This is a genomic window from Rhizobium sp. TAL182 (assembly GCF_002117725.1).
In the GTDB taxonomy this organism is placed as follows: Bacteria; Pseudomonadota; Alphaproteobacteria; order Rhizobiales; family Rhizobiaceae; genus Rhizobium; species Rhizobium esperanzae.
Map to the genome: position 1 here is coordinate 165,443 of NZ_CP021024.1, position 20,682 is coordinate 186,124.

17 protein-coding genes are annotated in these 20,682 nt (G+C 61.7%); 5 read left to right on the plus strand and 12 right to left on the minus strand.

Annotated elements, in window-relative coordinates:
• Window positions 1–8: 8 nt before the first annotated feature.
• A complete protein-coding gene (locus tag Tal182_RS00840) occupies window positions 9–575 on the plus strand; it encodes a cytochrome c family protein (protein ID WP_064800236.1) in 567 nt (188 codons plus the stop codon).
• Window positions 576–647: 72 nt separating this feature from the next.
• Here Tal182_RS00840 and Tal182_RS00845 read toward each other — a convergent pair whose 3' ends face one another.
• On the minus strand, window positions 648–1,595 hold the full coding sequence (locus Tal182_RS00845) for an AEC family transporter (RefSeq protein WP_064800237.1): 948 nt from the start codon (window positions 1,593–1,595) through the stop codon (window positions 648–650).
• 507 nt (window positions 1,596–2,102) lie between these two features.
• Here Tal182_RS00845 and Tal182_RS00850 point away from each other — a divergent pair.
• Entirely contained in the window at window positions 2,103–3,095 is a 993-nt protein-coding gene (locus tag Tal182_RS00850) for an adenosine kinase (RefSeq protein WP_064800238.1), read from the plus strand.
• On the opposite strand, the gene Tal182_RS00855 is transcribed toward Tal182_RS00850, so the two are convergent.
• The gene (locus tag Tal182_RS00855) at window positions 3,088–3,627 is read right to left on the minus strand and encodes an SH3 domain-containing protein (RefSeq protein ID WP_011423530.1); all 540 of its coding nucleotides are present in this window, start codon (window positions 3,625–3,627) and stop codon (window positions 3,088–3,090) included. The genes Tal182_RS00850 and Tal182_RS00855 overlap by 8 nt on opposite strands.
• 185 nt (window positions 3,628–3,812) lie before the next feature.
• Between Tal182_RS00855 and Tal182_RS00860 the strand changes: the two genes are divergently transcribed.
• Window positions 3,813–4,814, plus strand: coding sequence for a D-glycerate dehydrogenase (locus Tal182_RS00860; protein ID WP_064809239.1), 1,002 nt, complete (start codon window positions 3,813–3,815; stop codon window positions 4,812–4,814).
• A gap of 6 nt (window positions 4,815–4,820) precedes the next feature.
• Here the strand turns inward: Tal182_RS00860 and Tal182_RS00865 are convergent, their stop codons facing one another.
• The 3 genes from Tal182_RS00865 to recF are packed head-to-tail and all read right to left on the minus strand — an operon-like array spanning window position 4,821 to window position 7,230.
• Complete coding sequence (locus tag Tal182_RS00865) at window positions 4,821–5,294, minus strand: GNAT family N-acetyltransferase (protein WP_064800240.1); 474 nt, start codon at window positions 5,292–5,294, stop codon at window positions 4,821–4,823.
• Window positions 5,291–6,109, minus strand: a complete 819-nt coding sequence (locus Tal182_RS00870; RefSeq protein ID WP_085857774.1) for a molybdopterin-synthase adenylyltransferase MoeB — start codon at window positions 6,107–6,109, stop codon at window positions 5,291–5,293. The genes Tal182_RS00865 and Tal182_RS00870 overlap by 4 nt, the downstream gene beginning before the upstream one ends.
• Window positions 6,106–7,230, minus strand: coding sequence for a DNA replication/repair protein RecF (gene recF / locus Tal182_RS00875; protein WP_085857775.1), 1,125 nt, complete (start codon window positions 7,228–7,230; stop codon window positions 6,106–6,108). The genes Tal182_RS00870 and recF overlap by 4 nt, the downstream gene beginning before the upstream one ends.
• Window positions 7,231–7,609: 379 nt before the next feature.
• On the opposite strand from recF, the gene Tal182_RS00880 reads away from it, so the two are divergent.
• Window positions 7,610–7,975 (plus strand): helix-turn-helix transcriptional regulator, encoded by a 366-nt coding sequence (locus Tal182_RS00880; RefSeq protein ID WP_064809241.1) that lies wholly within the window; start codon window positions 7,610–7,612, stop codon window positions 7,973–7,975.
• A 122-nt stretch (window positions 7,976–8,097) separates the two neighbouring features.
• Here Tal182_RS00880 and Tal182_RS00885 read toward each other — a convergent pair whose 3' ends face one another.
• The 6 genes from Tal182_RS00885 to Tal182_RS00910 all read right to left on the minus strand — a co-directional run bounded on the left by Tal182_RS00885 (window position 8,098) and on the right by Tal182_RS00910 (window position 17,400).
• Window positions 8,098–8,298: a hypothetical protein gene (locus tag Tal182_RS00885; protein ID WP_064805820.1), complete on the minus strand. Its 201-nt coding sequence runs from the start codon at window positions 8,296–8,298 to the stop codon at window positions 8,098–8,100.
• A 359-nt stretch (window positions 8,299–8,657) separates the two neighbouring features.
• The gene (gene dnaJ, locus Tal182_RS00890; protein ID WP_085857776.1) at window positions 8,658–9,785 is read right to left on the minus strand and encodes a molecular chaperone DnaJ; all 1,128 of its coding nucleotides are present in this window, start codon (window positions 9,783–9,785) and stop codon (window positions 8,658–8,660) included.
• Between the two features lie 85 nt (window positions 9,786–9,870).
• Entirely contained in the window at window positions 9,871–11,787 is a 1,917-nt protein-coding gene (dnaK, locus tag Tal182_RS00895) for a molecular chaperone DnaK (RefSeq protein ID WP_064800244.1), read from the minus strand.
• Window positions 11,788–12,067: 280 nt separating this feature from the next.
• Window positions 12,068–14,395 carry a transglycosylase domain-containing protein gene (locus Tal182_RS00900; RefSeq protein ID WP_085857777.1) on the minus strand — a complete coding sequence of 776 codons (2,328 nt, stop codon included), beginning with the start codon at window positions 14,393–14,395 and terminating at the stop codon, window positions 12,068–12,070.
• A gap of 530 nt (window positions 14,396–14,925) precedes the next feature.
• The gene (locus Tal182_RS00905; protein ID WP_064800246.1) at window positions 14,926–15,612 is read right to left on the minus strand and encodes an SH3 domain-containing protein; all 687 of its coding nucleotides are present in this window, start codon (window positions 15,610–15,612) and stop codon (window positions 14,926–14,928) included.
• Between the two features lie 399 nt (window positions 15,613–16,011).
• On the minus strand, window positions 16,012–17,400 hold the full coding sequence (locus tag Tal182_RS00910; RefSeq protein WP_085857778.1) for a dipeptidase: 1,389 nt from the start codon (window positions 17,398–17,400) through the stop codon (window positions 16,012–16,014).
• 210 nt (window positions 17,401–17,610) lie between these two features.
• Here Tal182_RS00910 and Tal182_RS00915 point away from each other — a divergent pair, with 210 nt between their 5' ends.
• Window positions 17,611–19,998 (plus strand): EAL domain-containing protein, encoded by a 2,388-nt coding sequence (locus tag Tal182_RS00915; protein ID WP_085857779.1) that lies wholly within the window; start codon window positions 17,611–17,613, stop codon window positions 19,996–19,998.
• 6 nt (window positions 19,999–20,004) lie between these two features.
• Here Tal182_RS00915 and Tal182_RS00920 read toward each other — a convergent pair whose 3' ends face one another.
• On the minus strand, window positions 20,005–20,421 hold the full coding sequence (locus tag Tal182_RS00920; RefSeq protein ID WP_011423544.1) for a MarR family transcriptional regulator: 417 nt from the start codon (window positions 20,419–20,421) through the stop codon (window positions 20,005–20,007).
• Window positions 20,422–20,682: the final 261 nt, after the last annotated feature.

Here is a 20,682-nt window from a genome sequence, read left to right on the forward strand (position 1 = left end):
CATTGCAGATGAATTCATACGTCAATACGGCCGTGGGGGCGCTGCTCGGAACGATTTTCGTTCTGATGTCGGTCTCCATCGCGTCCGAGGGGATCTTCCATTCCGAAGCGCCGGAGAAGGAAGGTTTCGCGATCGTTGCCGAAGAGGCGCCTGCCGCCGGTGGCGAAGCTGCGCCGGCCGCTGCTGCCGTTCCGATCGCGCAGTTGCTCGCGTCTGCAGATGCCAAGGCCGGTGAAGCGGTCTTCAAGAAGTGTCAGGCCTGTCATGACGGCACCAAAGGCGGACCGAACAAGGTCGGTCCGAACCTCTTTGGTGTCGTAGATCGTCCGATCGCCTCGCATGAAGGCTTCGCCTATTCCTCCGCGATGAAGGATTTCTCCAAGGGCAGCAGCGAGAAGTGGACTTTTGAGAACCTCAACAAGTTCCTGACGGCGCCGAAGAAGGACGTTCCCGGCACCGCAATGGGCTTCGCCGGTCTTCCGAAGGATCAGGACCGCGCCAACGTCATCCTCTACCTGCACACGCTTGCCGATTCGCCGGTGCCGCTGCCGGATCCGAAGACGGCCACGCAGTGAACGGCAGGATGATCGCATTCATGGAAAAGCCCGGCTCGCAAGCCGGGCTTTTCTTATTATGCCGAGACCCGCTCAGGCCCCCAGGAAATAAGCCCAGAGCGAGACCGTGATGGCGCCGAGCGCCGTTGTCACCGTGATCGTCGAGGCGGCGAGGCTGTGACCGACGCCGAACCGGTTGGCGATCAGCCAGGCGTTGACGCCTGTCGGCACCGAGGAGGTCAGCACGATCGCTGCCGTCCATTCAGGGCTGAGGCCGAGGAGATGGCTCGCCGCCCAGACGCAACCGGGCAGCAGCAGCAGCTTTAAGCTCGAGGTGACGCTGGCAATGCCGAAATTGCCGGAGACGCCGTATCTCTCCAGCGCCATGCCGAGCGAGATCAGCGCCGCCGGACCGGCAATGCCGGCGATCTGATTGACGACCGTCGCCAGCGTCGCCGTCATGGTAAGGCCGGAAAGATGCATGGCCATGCCGGCCGCAAGCCCGATCACCAGCGGATTGCGTATGAGATTGATGACGATCTGGCGAAGCACGAACACCATGCTGCGGTCGCTTTTGCCCGCGATCTTGCGCTCCGCATGCTCCATCAGCACTGTGCCGGCGACCATCATGACAGGCAGATGCACGGCAAGCAGGATCGACAACGCTACCAGCCCTTCGTCGCCGATGGTCCGCTGAACGAGCGGCAGCCCGATGAAGACGTTGTTGGCGAAGGCTGAGGAAACGCCGGCGAGAACGCCGATCCGTTCGTCGCGGCCGAAAAGCCGCGTGGCGGCGATATGCCCGGCCGTCCAGGTGATGGCGACGCCGGAGAAATAGACGATCCAGAGCCGGAAAGGCGAGGCGCCGTGGAAATCCGCCTCGGCGATGGTGCGGAAGAGCAGAAGCGGCACGGCGATCTTGAAGACGAATTCGCTGAGCGCGTCGCCGACATTCGACGTCATCAGGCCGCTGCGAACGATCACCCAGCCGATGAGGATCAGGATGAAGATGGGAAGGACGTCGAGAATGATGGCTGACATGAGGCGGGATGCTCTGCGGGGGAGGGGAGTATCCGACCTCTACAGCATCGGCCCGAAAATCGGAATCGATTTTCGGTAAGCCCGATGCGCAGATTTAAAGAGTGAGAGCGTCCTTTGTGCGCCCCCACGGACGCACCGCGCTCGAGCAGCAGGCAAACGCCGCCCGCTCCGGCCGCGGAGTTCTCCGCAGAGCAAAAAAAGCGGGCACTGCCCGCTTTTCCGCTCCGGCCTTGCCGGATACCCGAATCGCGAAGCTGCCAGTTCATCCGTGGTCAGCATCGCGCCGGTAAGTCGAAGGGATCATCCCTCGGGCGCCCGGCTGCAACTGAAAGCTGCTCATGCCGGTGTTCCTGCGAGTATTTCTAGATTTCGAAGATGACAGCGGCATGACGAATAAGCGGCACTTTTGCGAAGAATAGATGCGCCATTCACCATTTGTCCTTCCAAACCGCGGAAATTTCGCTAAGACCGAACCCCGGCTATCACAAATCCGGGACCCCCCATTTCATGACAAGATTCGATGTTCTGACGGTCGGCAACGCAATCGTGGATATCATCGCCCGTTGCAACGACCAGTTCCTCATTGACAACCAGATCACCAAGGCCGCGATGAACCTCATCGATGCCGAACGCGCCGAACTCTTGTATTCGCGCATGGGACCGGCACTGGAAGCCTCCGGCGGCAGCGCCGGCAACACGGCGGCGGGCGTTGCCAACCTCGGCGGCAAAGCCGCCTATTTCGGCAATGTCGCCGCAGATCAGCTCGGAGACATCTTCACCCACGATATCCGCGCCCAGGGCGTCCACTATCAAACGAAGCCGAAGGGCACCTTCCCGCCGACGGCGCGTTCGATGATCTTCGTCACCGAAGATGGCGAGCGTTCGATGAATACCTATCTCGGCGCCTGCGTCGAACTCGGTCCTGAGGATGTCGAGGCCGATGTCGTTGCCGATGCCAAGGTCACCTATTTCGAAGGTTATCTGTGGGATCCGCCGCGCGCCAAGGAGGCGATTCTCGATTGCGCCCGCATCGCCCATCAACACGGCCGGGAAATGTCGATGACGCTGTCCGACAGTTTCTGCGTCGACCGGTATCGCGGCGAGTTCCTCGATCTGATGCGCTCCGGCAAGGTCGATATCGTCTTTGCCAATCGCCAGGAGGCGCTGTCGCTTTATCAGACCGACGATTTCGAAGAGGCGCTGAACAGGATTGCCGCGGACTGCAAGATCGCCGCCGTGACGATGAGCGAGAACGGCGCCGTCATCCTGAAGGGCCGGGAGCGTTATTACGTCAATGCGATCAGGATCCGGGAAGTCGTGGATACAACGGGCGCCGGCGACCTGTTTGCCTCCGGCTTCCTCTATGGCTACACGCAGGGACGGTCGCTCGAGGATTGCGGCAAGCTCGGTTGTCTCGCCGCCGGCATAGTCATTCAGCAGATCGGTCCACGCCCGATGACCTCGCTTTCCGAGGCCGCCAAACAGGCGGGGCTTATTTGAAGGCTTCGCCGGGATAGGCGCCCCAGATTTCCGACTGCGCCACCCAGCCCGCGGCGCCGTCGGTCTCTGCGTGGCACCAATCGCCGTTGCATTCGCCGATCGTCAGCATCACGCCGGGTTCGAGCTTGGCGACGATCGAGGCGGAGGGCTGCGCCTCGCGGCGCAGATTGACATAGACCCCCTTGCCCTTCGTCTTCATCCAGGGTGCGGCGATCGCCGCGCGCTGGCCTGATAGAAGCGACTGATTGACCCAGCCTTCAGTGCCGTCGGCATCGCGGATGCGGCGCCAATTGTCGTATTCCTGGATGATTTCCACCGGCAGTCCGGACTTCAGATACATCCACGATACGGCGAAGTCCGTTCCGGGGCCGATGCGCAGGTTGACGCGCTTCGATTTCAATGTGACGAAGCGCGGCAATGGCAGGCCGCTCGGCCCCTTGGCCGCCTGCGCATGAGCAAATTCTAAGGTTCCCATGGATGCGGCCAGAGCGATCGCGAGGGCGAGGCAGGACTTCAGGACTTTGCTGCGCATGGAGGCTTCCGTTTGCTCGAATTCGCGGGCAAGCTCGGCCTGCACGCGGTCCGGGCTTTGACATTCCCCGGCTGCACCACGAGTTTTGTTTGTCTTCGCGTGCGGGTCTGGTAGAAATTGCCCGGAATGGGAAAATTATCACCCCTCTTGGTTAAAGACCTCTGAACAAGGCATCGCAGGCGGCCATGACAGCGAAGAAAAAACCGAAGGTCTACATCACCCGCAAGCTGCCGGATGCCGTCGAAACCCGAATGCGGGAGCTCTTCGATGCCGAGCTGAACATCGATGACGCGCCGCGCTCCGTTCCCGAGCTTATCGCCGCTGTGCGGACCGCCGACGTGCTGGTGCCGACGGTCACCGATCGCATCGATGCGGCGCTGATCGATGAGGCGGGACCGCAGATGAAGCTGATTGCCAGCTTCTCCAACGGCACCGACCACATCGACGTCGAGGCGGCGGCGCGCAAGGGCATCACCGTCACCAACACGCCGAACGTCCTGACCGAGGACACTGCCGACATGACGATGGCGCTGATTCTCGCGGTTCCGAGGCGGCTCGGCGAAGGGGCGCGGATACTGACCGACAAGCCGGGCGAGTGGGCCGGCTGGTCTCCCACCTGGATGCTCGGCCGGCGCATTCACGGCAAGCGGATCGGCATCGTCGGCATGGGGCGAATCGGCACAGCGGTGGCCCGCCGCGCCAAGGCTTTTGGTCTTGCGATTCACTATCACAACCGCAAGCGCGTCAATCCGGCCGTCGAGGACGAGTTGGAGGCAACCTATTGGGAAAGCCTCGACCAGATGCTGGCCCGCGTCGACATCGTCTCGATCAACTGCCCCTCGACGCCGGCGACCTTTCACCTGATTTCGGCGCGCCGCCTGGCGCTGCTGCAGCCGACGGCCTATCTCGTCAATACGGCGCGCGGTGACGTCGTCGATGAAACCGCGCTGATCAAGTGCCTGAGGGAGGGCAAGATCGCCGGCGCCGGCCTCGACGTCTTCGAGAACGAGCCTGCCGTCAATCCGAAGCTCGTCAAGCTCGCCAACGAGGGCAAGGTCGTGCTGCTGCCGCATATGAGCTCGGCGACAATCGAAGGCCGGATCGACATGGGCGACAAGGTCATCATCAATATCCGCACCTTCATCGACGGCCACAGGCCGCCGAATCGGGTGCTGCCTGGCCGCTGACGCGCGTCAGCGTCCAAGGCTCTTCCGCATCTCGATGAAGGTCGTCCTGGCAAAACCGGGATGCGCCTTCTCGGCGGTTTTGGAAAATCCCCAGGCGGCAAAGACGGCGTGATTGTCGGTAAGCTCGATGCGTGTCTCCAGCCGCAAGGCGGCAAGGCCGAATTCTGCGGCCGTCTCCTCGGCAACTGCCAGCAAACGCCTGCCGAGGCCTTTGCCTTGCGCTGCCGGCAGAACGGCGAGCTTGCCGACATAGAGACAATCGGCCTCCGGCCGCAGAAACAGGCAGCCGGTCAGTTTGCCATCTTCGATGACGACATGGCCGATCTCAGCCTCAGCCTTTGCCGCCAGCACCTCCGCTGTCAGACTGAGCGCCGAGGACGGCGGATCGATCCTGCCGTTCATCGAAGCGAAGGCCGCAAGGATGAGGGCGAGCAGCTCGTCCCAGCGCGTGAAACTCGGATCGAGGCGGATAATCGTCATCCGGCCTGCCTGGTGCGGCGGCGCTTGTAGCGCACGGTTTCGAACCGGGCCGAGAGTGCGTCGTAAAGCAGCAGTCGCCCGATCAGCGGCTCGCCGGCGCCGGTGATGAGCTTGATCGCCTCCATCGCCATCATCGTGCCGATGACGCCGGTGAGCGCGCCGATAATGCCGGCTTCGGCGCAGCTGGGAATCAGCCCCGCCGGGGGTGGCTCGGGAAACAGGTCGCGATAGCCTGGGTTGGGCGCTCCGTCCTCGGCCGTCTCATAAGGTTTTAGCACCGTCAGTGAACCGTCGAAACGGCCGACGGCGCCGGTGACGAGCGGAATAAGTGCTTCCTCCGCCGCATCGGCCGCGGCATAACGCGTATCGAAATTGTCGGAGCCGTCGATCAGGAAATCGAAACCGGATAATTGACGCCGGGCAGTCTCGCGAGAAAAGCGTTCCTCGAAGCGGATGAGCCGCACATGCGGGTTGAGCCTGGCAATGGCCAAGGCGGCGCTTTCGGTTTTCAGCTCGCCGATCGTGCCGGAATTATGGATCACCTGGCGCTGCAGATTGGATAGCGACACCCGGTCGTCGTCGACGATGCCGAGCGTGCCGATACCGGCGGCGGCGAGATATTGCAGGATCGGCGCACCGAGCCCGCCGGCGCCGATCACCAGCACGCGGGCGGCTTTGAGTTTCTGCTGGCCTGCGCCGCCGATTTCGGGTAGCAGGATATGGCGTTGATACCGGGCGATTTCATCGGGGCTGAGAGGTTCCATGGCGGCGATGGTAGCATGGTCCTCGACATCGGGAAAAGCTGTCTCCCTCATCCGAACACCTTTCCGTCCGCAACCGTAAAGAACTGCGCCCTGTCGCCAAGGGCCGAGAACATTCCCCGATCCGTTCCGGTCATGAAGGCCTGACCGCCGAGTCCGTCGATGAGGTCGAACAGCGCGGCGCGCCTGTTCTCATCGAGATGCGCGGCGATCTCGTCGAGCAGCAGGATCGGCGTATGACCGGTAAGATTGCCGACGAGCCGCGCATGGGCAAGCACCAGCCCGACAAGCAGCGCTTTCTGCTCGCCGGTGGAACACCGCTCCGCCTCCATCGCCTTTTCGCGGTGGTGGACGATGAGATCGGTCCGGTGCGGTCCCTCCAGCGTGCGCCCCGCACCGGCATCGCGGTAGCGGCTTTCGGCGAGCATCGCCGCGTAGTCGTCCTCGAGGTCGACCGATGGGCGCGAGAACTGGCCGTCCATGAAACCCGAGAGCTGCAGTGAGGCAGACGGGAAAGGCGAGCTCTCCAGTGTTTCCTCGGTCAGCCGGGTCAATAGGCCGAGCATCTCCTGGCGGGCGAGCGCCATGGCGATGCCGAGACTTGCCATCTGTTCTTCGATTCCCGCAAGCCACGAAGGGTCGAAACGGCCTTCGTCCAGCAGCTTGTTGCGGCTGCGCATGGCGCGCTCGAAATCGCTGGCGCGGCGGCCGTGGGCAGGATCGAGCGACAGCACCAGCCGGTCGAGAAAGCGCCGGCGGTCGGAGGAGGCGCCGGTAAAGAGCCCGTCCATCGCCGGTGTCAGCCAGAGAAGACGCAGGTGATCGGTCAATTCGTCGGCGGTTTTTGCCGGGGTGCCGTTGATGCGAAGCCGGCGGGCTGTGGTCTCCTCGCCCGCTTCTATGCCGGTTCCTATCTCGACTTCGCCCTCCATGCCGTCGAGCGCTGCGAAGATCGAAAAGCCACCGGCCGCGCCGACACGGGTAATGTCGCCATAGGCGGCTCGGCGCAGGCCGCGGCCAGGCGAAAGCAGCGAGACCGCCTCCATGAGATTGGTCTTGCCGGCGCCATTGTCTCCGGTCAGCACGGCATGCCGACCGTCGAGACTAAGGCTCGCGGCCGCATAATTGCGGAAGTCTGTCAGCTTCAGGCGGGAAAGAGAAACCTTATGCGGCATTGCGTATCCGGATTCGTGAAGCGTGACAGCTAAGCCGAAGCGGCGCGGATGGCAAGCTCGCTGCTTCGGGCCGCGATCGCGCGCTTCACCGGAAGCATAGCAAATACGATCGATTCCGGAACGTTCCGGTACTGTTTTCCCAAAATCCGCAAAAATTACAACCGCATCAGAGGCGTCCGACATTAGCGTGCTCACCGACGACGGTCATCGTCGGCGCTCTCGGATTGCTTGCATGACAGGGCTTCTGCGACATTCTTCGGTGGCTGCTGACGTAACGTGATGTCCAGAAAAAGTCGGTTGAATTTTGCAACTAATGGGTTGCGTTATCTCGGGAAAACGATATGGTGAACAAAAGGTTCATGTATAAGAGAGTGGTGAAGTGCCAGATCCGGTCGATATCATTGTTGGTCGCAACATCAGACAGCTTCGCGCCATTCGTCGCGTTTCCCAGCTCGAGCTCGGTGAAGCACTCGGGCTGACTTTCCAGCAGATCCAGAAATATGAAAAGGGGACGAACCGCGTTTCAGCCAGCAAGCTGCATCAGATCGCGGTTTTTCTCGGTGTCGAGATCTCCGCCCTCTTCGAGGGGACGGATATATCTGAATTCGGCGGCCGTATCGAACTCAGTCCTGATGCCTATGCCCTTGCACTGAGCTACGACAAGCTGAACTCGGCGGCAGGCAAGGAAGCGGTCAAGACCATCCTGACACTCATGAGCGGCGAAGCGGTCGATAACGCCGCTTGACTCCGCTGAAGCGGTCAGCTGACCTCGAGAAAGGCAAGACTATCTTCAGATAGGGATGACCTTCGAACCTGTCAGGGCTGCCTGTCCCCAGCGGTAGGAGCATTTCGCGACGCGCTGGTGAATCAGTGAATCTCGCACCCATGCAACGCCGTCAGCAGCTCGTCCTGCGTCTGGTGGCCGGCGTGGTAAAGGTCGATCGCGATACTGGCGATGGAAAGGCCCTGCTGGCTGCGAAGCTTGATATTGCGCTCGGCACACCATGTGTAGATGGCGCCGGCGAGAACGTCGACATCGTCGGACTGAGAGGAAAAGGCTGGCGCCATGATGGATACTCTTGCTTCGGTGGTCCCAGTCAGAGCGCCTGCGTCCAATGGGACGCGCTGGAACGCTCTGTCGCTTTAAACTGTGCATCACCTTGCTGATATCGATTCCGATCTCCTCGGTCATGCACTGACGGCAAAGATTGAAGTCATTTGAAAAACTTGCAAGCGGCATCATCGGGCTGCGTTAACGCAAGTTCCTTTTCCGATCGGGCACCGTATCGATCTGGAACAGATTGCGCGGCGGATCTGAACAGATCGCCTGGCATGAACTGCCTCTGTCCCAAATCAGGATTTGCGCGAGCAAAAAAGCCGGAGACGTTTCCGTCCCCGGCTTTCGCGATTGCCTATCGACCGACAGATCAGCCTTCGAAGAATTCCTTCATCCGGGCAAAGAAACCCGTCGACTCCGGATTGTTCTCCTTGGAAGAAATCTGCTCGAATTCCTGCAGCAGCTCGCGCTGGCGCTTGGTGAGCTTTTGCGGTGTCTCGATCTGGATCTGGATATAGAGATCGCCCGTCTGCGCCGAACGCAGCACCGGCATGCCCTTGCCCTTGAGGCGGAACTGTTTGCCGGCCTGCGTGCCCTCCGGCACGCTCACCCGCGATTTGGTACTGTCGAGCGTCGCCACGTCGAAGGTTCCGCCGAGAGCCGCCGTCGTCATCGAGATCGGCACGGCGCAATAGAGGTCAGCTCCGTCGCGCTGATAGAATTCATGCGGCTTCACCGACAGGAAGATATAAAGATCGCCGGCCGGTCCGCCGCGGGTCCCGGCTTCGCCCTCGCCCTGCAGGCGGATGCGCGTGCCGTCCTCGATGCCGGCGGGAATATTGACGGAGAGCGACCGCTCTTCCGTCACCCGGCCCTGGCCGTGGCATTTCGGACACGGATCGGGAATGATCTGGCCGCGGCCGTGGCAGGTCGGGCAGGTCCGCTCGATCGAGAAGAAGCCCTGCGCCGCGCGCACGCGGCCCGAGCCCTGGCAGGTACCGCAGTTCTTAGGCTGTGTGCCGGGCTTGGCGCCCGAACCCGAACAGACGTCGCAGGTGATCGAGGTGGGCACCCGGATCTGCGCCGTCTTGCCGGAGAAAGCCTCTTCCAGCGTTATTTCCATATTATAGCGAAGATCGGCGCCGCGCTCGCGGCCTCCCGCAGAGCGCTGGCGCGCCCGTCCGCCGCCCATCATCTCGCCGAAAATATCCTCGAAGATGTCGGAGAAGCCGCCGCCGGCAAATCCGCCGCCACCGCCGCCCATGCCGCCGTGCTCAAAGGCTGCGTGGCCATAGCGATCATAGGCTGCCCGCTTCTGCGGGTCCTTGAGCATTTCATAGGCTTCGTTGATTTCCTTGAACTTCCGTTCGGCTTCCTTGTCATCCGGGTTCTTGTCCGGGTGATATTTCATCGCCAGCTTTCGGAAGGCGCTCTTCAGCTCTTTCTCGTCCGCCGATTTGGCTACACCCAGAGTTTCGTAAAAGTCCGCTTTTGCCATTAAGGATTAAACCCCGGAAATGGATTTCCGGCTGCCATGGTGAGCAGCCGGATCAGGTGTTGAAGCATAACCACGCCGCCGCGGATTACGCGGACTTCTTGCGGTCGTCGTCCTTGATTTCCTCGTAGTCGGCGTCGACGACATTGTCGCCGCCTTCCGCGGAGGCATCGGCAGCAGCGCCACCTTCGGCCTGCTGTGCTTCATAGATCGCCTGGCCGAGCTTCATGGAAACTTCCATGAGCGTCTGGGTCTTGGCCTTGATGTCTTCGGCGTCGGCTTCGGTTGCCTCGGTCGAGGACTTCAGCGCGGCGATCGCATCCGAGATGGCGGTGCGGTCAGCTTCGGAGACCTTGTCGCCGTAATCCTTCAGCGACTTTTCCGTCGAATGGATCAGGCTTTCGGCCTGGTTCTTGGCTTCTACGGTCTCGCGGCGCTTCTTGTCTTCGGCAGCATGGGATTCGGCATCCTTGACCATCTTTTCGATGTCGGCGTCGGAAAGGCCGCCGGAAGCCTGGATGCGGATCTGCTGTTCCTTGCCGGTGCCCTTGTCCTTGGCCGAAACCTGCACGATGCCGTTGGCATCGATGTCGAAGGTGACTTCGATCTGCGGCACGCCGCGCGGCGACGGCGGCAGGCCGACGAGGTCGAACTGGCCGAGCAGCTTGTTGTCGGCAGCCATTTCGCGCTCGCCCTGCGAAACGCGGATGGTGACGGCCTGCTGGTTGTCTTCCGCGGTCGAGAAGGTCTGGCTCTTCTTCGTCGGGATCGTCGTGTTGCGTTCGATCAGACGGGTGAAGACACCGCCGAGCGTTTCGATGCCGAGCGACAGTGGAGTGACGTCGAGCAGCAGAACGTCCTTGACGTCGCCCTGCAGAACGCCGGCCTGGATGGCGGCGCCGAGCGCAACCACTTCATCCGGGTTGACGCCCTTGTGCGGCTCCTTGCCGAACAGCTGTTTGACGACTTCCTGCACCTTCGGCATGCGGCTCATGCCGCCGACCAGAACCACTTCGTCGATTTCGGCAGCGGTGACGCCGGCGTCCTTGAGGGCTGCCTTGCAGGGCGCGATCGTACGCTGGACCAGATCGTCGACCAGGCTCTCGAGCTTGGCACGGGTCAGCTTCAGCGTCAGGTGCTTCGGGCCGGATGCGTCGGCCGTGATGAACGGCAGGTTGATTTCGGTCTGCTGCGAGGACGACAGCTCGATCTTGGCCTTTTCCGCGGCTTCCTTGAGGCGCTGCAGGGCAAGCTTGTCGTTCTTCAGGTCGATGCCGTTGTCCTTCTTGAATTCGGCAACGAGATATTCGACGAGACGCATGTCGAAGTCTTCACCGCCGAGGAAGGTATCGCCGTTGGTGGACTTCACTTCGAAGACGCCGTCGCCGATCTCAAGGATCGAAATATCGAAGGTGCCGCCGCCAAGGTCGTAGACGGCGATCGTCTTGCCGTCCTTCTTGTCGAGGCCGTAGGCGAGAGCGGCAGCGGTCGGCTCGTTGATGATGCGGAGCACTTCAAGACCGGCGATCTTGCCGGCATCCTTGGTTGCTTGGCGCTGTGCGTCGTTGAAGTAGGCGGGAACGGTGATGACGGCCTTCTCGACCTTTTCGCCGAGATAGGATTCGGCGGTTTCCTTCATCTTCTGAAGGATCATCGCGGAAATCTGTGCGGGCGAGTAGCCCTTGCCATTGGCTTCGACCCAGGCGTCGCCATTGTCGCCCTTGACGATGGTGAAGGGAACGAGATGCTTGTCCTTCTCGACGGTCGGATCTTCGTAACGGCGGCCGATCAGGCGCTTGACCGCAAAGAGCGTGTTCGTCGGGTTGGTGACCGCCTGGCGCTTGGCCGGCTGGCCGACGAGGCGTTCGCCGTCATCGGAAAAGGCCACCATGGAAGGGGTCGTGCGCGCACCTTCCGCATTCTCGATGACCTTTGCGTCCTTGCCGTCCATGACTGCGACGCAGGAATTCGTCGTTCCGAGGTCGATACCAATTACTTTTGCCATGTTATTCTCTCCTTGAAGCAAGCTGTCGGAACCCCCAGAAGGCATTTCCCTGACAGCCCCTTACGGGATGGGTCTACGTGATTACGCAATCGTGATTGCGGTGATGCGGCGTATATAAGGAGCGGTTTTCTCGACTGCAAGGCGGGAAATAGCCCGGAATCCAGCAAAACGAATGTGTTGCCTTCAATTTTCGCAGCAGCCCGGAAAGAGGTCGCCCGATCCCCGGAAAGCGTGCGATTTCTAGGATATATGGCTTGCGCCGGGCATGCAGCACGGAATCTCATTGACCCATGATCAGGTCGAGCAGGGTCGTGCGCCGAGGCTGCACCGAAGAGGTCGTCTGCGGCCCACCGACATCGCCGGGCGGCACGACGCCGTCGTAGCCTGAACCGCCGCCTTCGGCAACGTCTGCAGGCGGAACAGGGCCGTTTCCGGGGCTTGCCCGCTGTTGCCGGACAGGCGCCTGCGGATAACGCTCGGCATTCTCGCTGCCGCCGAAGACGCCTGATATGATGCCGCCGATCGTCGTCGGTGGCGGCACTTCGGCCGTGACCGGCTGCCCGCCGTCGGGCGCTGCCTGCGCCATCGGCTGACCGCTGTTCGGATTGTCGATCAGCTGGCCGTTGCCGAAGAGCGGCGCCGGCGAAAGGCCCTTGTGGGCGGCGATCATGAATTCCTTCCAGGCCTTGGCTGGAAGACCGCCGCCGGTCACCTTCTTCATCGGCTTGCCGTCGTCATTGCCGAACCAGACGCCTGTCGTGAGGTTGCTGGTGAAGCCGACGAACAGCGCGTCGCGCGAATTCTGCGTCGTGCCGGTCTTGCCCGCCGCCTGCCAGCCGGGAATCTTGGCACTCTTGCCGGTGCCGTTTTCGATGACGCCCATCATCATCGTATCCATCTGCGCGGCGATCTGCTCGGAAAGCACGCGCGGCGGACTGTCATAGGTATTTTCGTAGAGAACCTTGCCCTCGGCGGTCGTCACCCGGCGGATGACGTGCGGCGTCGCCTTGTAGCCACCGTTCATGAAGGCGGCATAGGAGGCGGTCAGTTCCATCAGCGACACCTCGGACGTCCCGAGCGCAATCGAGGCGTTCGGCTGCAGCTCGCTTTCGATCCCGAGCCGGTGGGCGAGTTTGATCACCTGATCCGGGCCGTCATACATCACCAGCTGCGCGGCCACAGTGTTCAGCGACTTGGCGAGCGCAGTGGCGAGCGTCACTTCGCCATTGTATTTCTTCTCGTAATTCTCCGGCGTCCAGTCGCCGATGCGGATCGGCGCGTCGTTGAACACCGAAAAAGGCGTCAGCCCTTTTTCCAGCGCCGCGGTATAGACGAAGGGTTTGAACGAAGATCCCGGCTGGCGCTTGGCCTTGACGGCGCGGTTGAACTGGCTCGTCGCATAGTCCCTGCCGCCGACGAGTGCCCGGATCGCCCCGGTGCCGTCGATCGAGACCAGCGCCGCCTGCGAGGCGTCGAGCTTGCCGCCCTCCTTGTCGAGCACGTCGACCAGCGACTGCTCGGCCTTCTTCTCCAGCGATTTGTCGATCGTCGTATCGACGACGATATCTTCCTTGACGTCGCCGATCAGGCCCGGCAATTCGTCCATGACCATATCGGCCACATAATGCCCGGCGCCTGACCAGTAGCTCTTGGCCGAAGCCGGGGTCTGCGACATCGCTGTTTTGACCTCGGAATCGGTGATGAAACCCTGCTCGCGCATCGCCGCGAGCACGAGCTGGGCGCGCGCATTCGCCGCTTCCGCGTCGCGGGCCGGCGAAAGCCGCGACGGCGCCTTGAGCAGGCCGGCCAGCACCGCGGCCTCGCCAAGGTTCACATCCCGCGCCGATTTGTTGAAATAGCGGCGTGAGGCCGCCTCGACGCCATAGGCGTTCGATCCAAAAAACACCCGGTTGAGATACATCGCAAGGATCTGGTCCTTGGTGTATTTCTGCTCCAGCCAGAGCGCCAGCAGCACCTCCTGCACCTTGCGTTCCAGCGTTCTCTCGGGAGAGAGGAAGAGATTCTTGGCAAGCTGTTGCGTCAGCGTCGAACCGCCCTGCACCATATGGCCGGCCGTAAAATTGGTGACGATCGCCCGCCCGAGGCCGAGCGGATCGACGCCGAAATGCGAATAAAAACGCCGGTCTTCGATGGCGATGACGGCTTCGGGAATATAGGGCGACATGTTTTCGAGCGACAGGGCCTCGCCGCCGGTGGCGCCGCGATTGGCAATGACGCTGCCGTCGACGGCGGTGATCTTGACGTTCGGCGGCCGCTCGGGGATCGCCCATGTGCTGGCGCTCGGCATGCGCGAGCCGTAATAGAGGACAAGCCCTGCAACGCCGATGCCGGCCCAGATGAAAAGCACGACGCACCAGTAGACCACGCCGCGCAGGAAGCCGAAAAGGCCGCCGCCTTCACGCTCCCGCGGCTCACGCCGCCGCTGGCGGGCGGCACGCTGCGGCGGGGGCTTGGAGCCGCCACGCCGCGCGGATCTGCTTCCGATGACGCGGTCATCGGCGTCGAGCGAAAATTCATCATCGTCGCGGACCGGGCGGCCGCTGAAGGACGGTTCGATTCTGTCGCCTGATTTGCCTCTGCCTGCCATCGCGGACCGGTCGCATCCCCTGTTCGATCGCGAAACCCACTTCGCATAACGGCGTCCTATAGCGCCGGGTGTCTCTTCAGACGCGCGAAGGACGCTGTAGCACCTTTGAAGTGCTGCATAATTTTGTCCTTAAACTGATTTCCATTTAAGGAACTATGCAGCGGGCGACGTGATCATCCGACTGAACTGTAATTGCGGCGATTTAACGGGGTGTTAAAGGACAACGAGTGAGGTGGGTCGCGCTGTCGAGCCGCGCAGGTCATGACCACAGACCCCGGAGGCGTTGCAGCAATCAAATAGAATGCTGATTTAAAGAATTATGCAGCGAGCGGAACCAATAGGCTCGACGGCTGTTTACGGAGAAGCGGGACAGCCCCTCACGTCCCGCGAATGATCGGCCGTCTCCCCTCAACGCGTGCCGATCGACATCAGGCCCGGTGCATCCCCCCAAGGAGCGCCGGGCTTTTTCGTGGCTCTGCTTTCCAGCGATTCTGTGCAGAAAGGGCGGCACTGCCGCCGCCCACGATATTTCAGTCGCCGCAGGAGGGATCGCCCGGGCGGCAGACGAAAGGCGAAGCCCTTGGATCCGGATGATTGTAGGTGTCGGCCTTCCCGCCTCTGAACTGCGGCAGATCGCGGAAATCCGAACTCCTGTTGCCGTCATCCCTGCGGACCTCTCTGCGGCGTTCCTCCCTTCGGGCGTCGTCGCGCCGGTCGCGGTCACGATCCCGGTACTCGCGGACCTGATAATCCCGATCCCGATACTCCCGCCGGTAATCCCGATCCCGGTAGTCCCGGTCGCGATAATAATAGTCCGGGCCGCGGCTCCAGCGGTCACGCTCGCGATAGAAATCGCGGCCGCGGTAGTAGCGGTCCCAATAATTGCCGACGCTGAAGGTAACCATGGGAATGCCGAGCGGACGGTAATATTGCGGACCGACATAGACACGGCGTTGCTGGTAGACGGCCTGCACGTACTGGCCGGAGACCCAGCCGCGGCCGCCGTAGAATTCGACGTCGCACCAGTTGACGTTGGAAAGGCATCCACGGATTTCGACGGACGAACCGGCGGGTATGACGGCGACGGCCGGGTACCGGGTGCTTGGACCCGCGCGCATGTTGACGTTGGCCGTCGAGTATCCCTCGGCGGCCTGCGCTATTGCCGGAGCCAGCACAAGCAGCGCGGCCGCGGCTATTTTGACGATGAGGTTTCTCACGCTTCTCACTCCTCGTTGGCGTGTTTTTCAGGCAGCGCTCGGCTGCGTTTCCTTGGCATATGCCATCTGGAACAAAAGATAGAGCGATCGCCGGCATTTGTTAGGGCGTCATCATTCGCTTTGTCTTTCAACATCTTATAGATCGAGCGCGATGAACGCAGCTTGAACGGGGGGAGATTTGTGCGCCACATTCGGGTGCGCGCTCTCATGGTCCATCGAGAGTACCTCATGAGAGCACCGTTAACCGCCTGTTAACCTTCGGGCGGCAATCTGACGGCATACCCGCTTTGCTCCTTGACCACGGATGAACTGGCACCGAGCCGAGCGGATGACGAAAGGCCGGGCGACCGGCCTTTTGTTTTAATTTTGACGGGCCGGCCACAAGGCCTGCCATCGCGTTTAGCCGGCGAGCGCCCGAAGGATCCGCACCCAGGAGCGGATGCCCTTGTGGTAGGAGACAAGCTCGTACTTCTCGTTCGGCGAATGGATACGGTCATCGGCGAGGCCGAAGCCGACGAGCAGCGATTCCATGCCGAGCATCTTCTGGAAATCTCCGACAATCGGGATCGAGCCGCCCATGCCGATGACGATGGCAGGTTTCGGCCACTCGTCGGAAAGCGCCGTCTTCGCCTTGGTCAGAACAGGCGAATCATAGGAGAGATGAATCGCCGGCGAGCCGCCATGCGGATGGAATTCCACCGAGCAGTCGGCCGGAATTTTCGACCTGACATAGCTGCGGAAAGCCTCGCGGATAGCGGCCGGGTCCTGGGTACCGACGAGCCGGAACGAAACCTTGGCCGAGGCCTTGGCAGCGATGACCGTCTTGAAGCCTTCGCCCGTATATCCGCCCCAGATGCCGTTGATTTCGGCCGTCGGCCGCGCCCAGGTGAGTTCCAGCACCGACCGGCCCTTTTCGCCGGAGGGAATGGAAAGGCCGACTTCACCGAGGAAGCTCTCGGCCGTTTTGCCGAGCGTCTCCCATGACGCCTTGATGTTGTCGGGCGTTTCCTCGACGCCGTCGTAAAAGCCCTCGAGCGTGATGCGCCCGGTCTCGTCATGCAGGCCGGCAAGCGCCTCGACGAGAATATGGATCGGATTGGCCGCAGCACCGCCGAAGAGGCCGGAATGCAAGTCGCGGTCGGCCGCCGTCACGACCACCTCCTCGCCGACGAGGCCGCGGAGTGCCGCGGCGATTGCCGGCGTGTCGCGGTCCCACATGCCGGTATCGCAGACAAGCGCATAATCGGCCTTGAGTTCGGCGGCGTTGGCTTCGAGGAAAGGCTTCAGGGACGGTGAGCCCGATTCCTCCTCGCCCTCGAACAGAATGGTGATGCGGCAGGGAAGTGCGCCGTTGATCTCCTTATAGGCGCGGCAGGCTTCGACGAAGGTCATCAGCTGGCCCTTGTCGTCGGAGGTGCCGCGCCCGGTCAGGATCTTGCGGCCATCACCGACATGCTTGATCGATGGCTCGAAGGGATCGTTTTCCCAGAGCTCGATCGGGTCGACCGGCTGCACGTCGTAATGGCCGTAGAAAAGCACATGGGGCGCGTCGGCGGAAGCGCCGGCGTGGTGGGCGACCACCATCGGGTGGCCCGGTGTGTCACGCACCGAGGCGGTAAAGCCGAGGCCTTCGAGATAGGCGACCAGCCATTCGGCCGCCTTCCGGCATTCGGTCTTGTAGACGGGATCAGTGGAAATCGACTGGATGCGCAGAAGCTCGAACAGCTTGTCGAGGCTTGAGGAAAGGTTCTGATCCGCGCGCGCAAGCACCTGTTGTAGATCCGTCATTTTCGACTCCTTTTTGAAATTTGGCCGGACGATAGACCAAACGAGGAAGGCAGGCGAGGCGGAAAAGCAAAATGGGCGGCGCGAAAGTGGCCATATCCAGATCGGGTGCAAGAAGATTGCCGGATAATATAGAAGAAGCTTCTAATTCAATTTACAGTTATTTAGTACAACCTAAATAACCTGACAGAATTCAGCTGTTCGGGGGGACGGATGTTTTCGGTCATTACATGTATTCGGGAAGATCACGATTGGCGGCTGGTGCTGGCAGCGGCGGCGGTTTGCCTGGTCGGCGCGATGGCAGCGATGCTGCCGCTTTCGCGCGCTCAAGGATGCGATGCCGGGCGCCGCAAGCTCTGGATCGGCGCCTCGGCTTTCGCCTTCGGCACAGGCGTATGGGCAACGCACTTCATCGCGATGCTGGCCTATGACGGCGGCATGCCGATCAGCTACCAACTGGGGCTGACGGCGCTTTCCTTCCTCCTGTCGGTTGTCGGTTCGTGGGCGGCGATCGTCGTCGCGTCGGAGAGCCGCGGCAGGTTTTCGCGCATCCGCGGCGGCGTCCTGATGGCGCTCGGCATCGCCTCGATGCACCTGACCGGTATGCAGGCGATCGAGACACAGGCGGTCATCGTTTACGATCCCTACATGACGCTGAGTGCGGTTCTGGCGGGAGCGCTGCTGTCGAGCGCTGCCTTCTACGCTTTCTTCCAATGGAGCGGCCTGAGGCGGCTCCTCACCTCGTCCGTCATCTTCGTTCTTGCAATCTGCGCTCTCCACTTCATTTCGATGGCAAGCATCACGCTTGTGCCGGATCCCGGCAAAGAGGTCCCGGCGATGGTGCTCGATACCAGCCTGCTGGCAGCGATCGTCGTGGTAGCGGCGACAGCTCTCATTCTGACCGCTATCGCGGTAGTCTTTATCGACAGCCATCTGACGGATCTGAGAGGGCTCGCCAATGCCTCGCAGGAAGGGCTGCTGATCCTGCGCGAAGGCAGGGTCATCGATGCCAATGAACGGTTCCAAACTCTTTTCGGCTGGAAGCTTGCCGATCTTGTCGGCAAGGCGCCGTCCGCTGCTTTGACCGCCATCCAGGGGCAGAACAGGCCCGGCGAGACCTTGCTCAGTACCAGCAGCGGCAAGGAGATCGCCGTCGAAGTGAACACGAGCAGGATCGTCTATCGCGGGCACAATTGTGACGTGCTGGCGGTGCGCGATCTGACGGAGCGCAGGCAGGCCGAGGAGATGATCGAACATCTCGCCCACCACGATGTTCTGACCGATCTTCCGAACCGGTCGTTGTTCGATACGCGCGTCCGCCAGGCACTGCAGATGGCCGAACGAAAGAACAGCAAGATGGCCCTCTTCTATATCGATCTCGATCGGTTCAAGAGCGTCAACGATATTTTCGGCCATGCCGAGGGCGACCGAATTCTTCGCAAGGTTGCCTCGATTCTCCGGCGGGTCGCCGATGAAAGCGATACGATCGCCCGTCTCGGTGGCGATGAATTTGCCATCATTCAGCCCGCCGGACAGCAACCGGCGGCCGCGCAGAAGCTCGCAGCCGCGATCCTCGACGAATTCGCCGCCGAGATGGATACGGCACGCGACCCCACGGCCGTCGGCGTCAGCCTCGGCATTGCCCTTTATCCGGCCGACGGACGAGATGTGGACGAGATCTGCAACAATGCCGATATCGCACTTTATCGGGTCAAGCACGGCGGCCGCGGCAAGGCCTGTTTCTTCGATGCGGAAATGGACGAGGCCACGCGAGCCCGCCGCCAGATCGAAAGCGAACTGCGCCACGCCATCACCCGCAATCAGATCCATGTCAGCTATCAGCCGATTTACGGTGCACTTAGTGGCGAGGTCAGCGGTTACGAGGCCTTGATGCGCTGGAACCGGCCGGGGCACGGCATCAGCGAGCCGGATGTCTTCATTCCGATCGCCGAGGAAAGCGGGTCGATCGTCCAGCTCGGCGAATGGGTGCTGCGCGAGGCCTGTACAGAGGCTGCGCGCTGGCCGCATCCGCTGACGATCGCCGTCAATGTCTCGCCGGTGCAGTTCATGCTGCCGAACCTTTGCGAGCGGATCGAGGCAATCCTCGAGGAAACAGGGCTCGCGCCCGACCGGCTGGAAATCGAAATCACCGAGGCCGCTCTCATCCGTGACCGCGATCGGGTGATGGCCACGCTGCAGCGCCTGCGCAGTCTGGGTGTTCACATCGTCATGGACGACTTCGGCACCGGCTTTTCCTCGCTTTCCAACCTGCGAACCTTCCCGTTCGACAAGATCAAGGTCGACCGCAGCTTCACCGGCATGCTGGAACATGACGCAGCGTCACGTTCGATCGTGCGCGCGATCATCGGCCTCGGCCACAGCCTCGGCATGCCTGTCGTGACGGAGGGCGTCGAAACCGAGACGCAGCGCCAGATCGTCGTCGAAGAAGGCTGCGCCCAGGTACAGGGCTTTTTGCTCGGCAAGCCGGATATCGAACCGAGCATCAAGCTCGCCGCCCGTAAAGACCTCTTGTCCTCAACGGCTGACGCCGACGCACTGCCGATAGCGCGGCGGCGACCGACGCGTCTTGCCTGGGAGTAGGCTCGGTCAGAGCGCCTTGGCGTTTTCCAGCAGCCGGCGGATATATTCGAGCGTCAGCTCGCGCTCGAATCCGCGAAAGCCTTTGAACAGCGCCAGATCCGCCTCACGCGCGGTCTCGATCGCCTCAGCCTCCATGGCACGGGCCTTCGGCGTCAGGAAAATCAGCTGCGCCCGCTTGTCGGACGGATGCGGCCGGCGTTCGATCAGCCCGTCGCGGACCATGCGCGAAAGCGTATTGGCCATGGTCGCCTGCTCGATAGCGACTCGGTCGAGAAGCTGTTTCTGGGTCAGGCCATCCTCGGCCCAGAGTTCCAGCAGGATGGGAAACTGGCCTGGAGAGAAACCAAGCCCTACCGCGCGCTGGTGCAGCGAGCGGGCAAAACCCTTCGCCAGCTGGCTGGCAAGGTAAGCTCCCGAATCCATGCGGTTAAATCCCATGATTGCAAGTTAGGCTCAAAACCGTGCCGGAGACAATGCAGCAAATCGCAGAGGATGCCCCAAAAAATGCAAGCCGCGATCGGAACTGCGCAGACCTGGAAAACAAAAGTCGCCATGACCTGGAGGTTGGCCATGGCGACTTTAAAATGGGGACAAAGGCCCGGAGAGGGGGATAAGGCCTTTGTCCAAGCCTGATGCGGCGGGGGACAAGCCGGTAATCAGACCCGCGACGCAATCAACAGCGCC

Excerpts from the sequence above, each read along its gene's own strand:
- Tal182_RS00840 (WP_064800236.1), top strand. The coding sequence starts at position 9 with ATGAATTCATACGTCAATACGGCCGTGGGGGCGCTGCTCGGAACGATT.
- Tal182_RS00845 (WP_064800237.1), bottom strand. The coding sequence starts at position 1,595 with ATGTCAGCCATCATTCTCGACGTCCTTCCCATCTTCATCCTGATCCTC.
- Tal182_RS00850 (WP_064800238.1), top strand. The coding sequence starts at position 2,103 with ATGACAAGATTCGATGTTCTGACGGTCGGCAACGCAATCGTGGATATC.
- Tal182_RS00855 (WP_011423530.1), bottom strand. The coding sequence starts at position 3,627 with ATGCGCAGCAAAGTCCTGAAGTCCTGCCTCGCCCTCGCGATCGCTCTG.
- Tal182_RS00860 (WP_064809239.1), top strand. The coding sequence starts at position 3,813 with ATGACAGCGAAGAAAAAACCGAAGGTCTACATCACCCGCAAGCTGCCG.
- Tal182_RS00865 (WP_064800240.1), bottom strand. The coding sequence starts at position 5,294 with ATGACGATTATCCGCCTCGATCCGAGTTTCACGCGCTGGGACGAGCTG.
- Tal182_RS00870 (WP_085857774.1), bottom strand. The coding sequence starts at position 6,109 with ATGAGGGAGACAGCTTTTCCCGATGTCGAGGACCATGCTACCATCGCC.
- recF (WP_085857775.1), bottom strand. The coding sequence starts at position 7,230 with ATGCCGCATAAGGTTTCTCTTTCCCGCCTGAAGCTGACAGACTTCCGC.
- Tal182_RS00885 (WP_064805820.1), bottom strand. The coding sequence starts at position 8,298 with ATGGCGCCAGCCTTTTCCTCTCAGTCCGACGATGTCGACGTTCTCGCC.
- dnaJ (WP_085857776.1), bottom strand. The coding sequence starts at position 9,785 with ATGGCAAAAGCGGACTTTTACGAAACTCTGGGTGTAGCCAAATCGGCG.
- dnaK (WP_064800244.1), bottom strand. The coding sequence starts at position 11,787 with ATGGCAAAAGTAATTGGTATCGACCTCGGAACGACGAATTCCTGCGTC.
- Tal182_RS00900 (WP_085857777.1), bottom strand. The coding sequence starts at position 14,395 with ATGGCAGGCAGAGGCAAATCAGGCGACAGAATCGAACCGTCCTTCAGC.
- Tal182_RS00910 (WP_085857778.1), bottom strand. The coding sequence starts at position 17,400 with ATGACGGATCTACAACAGGTGCTTGCGCGCGCGGATCAGAACCTTTCC.
- Tal182_RS00915 (WP_085857779.1), top strand. The coding sequence starts at position 17,611 with ATGTTTTCGGTCATTACATGTATTCGGGAAGATCACGATTGGCGGCTG.
- Tal182_RS00920 (WP_011423544.1), bottom strand. The coding sequence starts at position 20,421 with ATGGATTCGGGAGCTTACCTTGCCAGCCAGCTGGCGAAGGGTTTTGCC.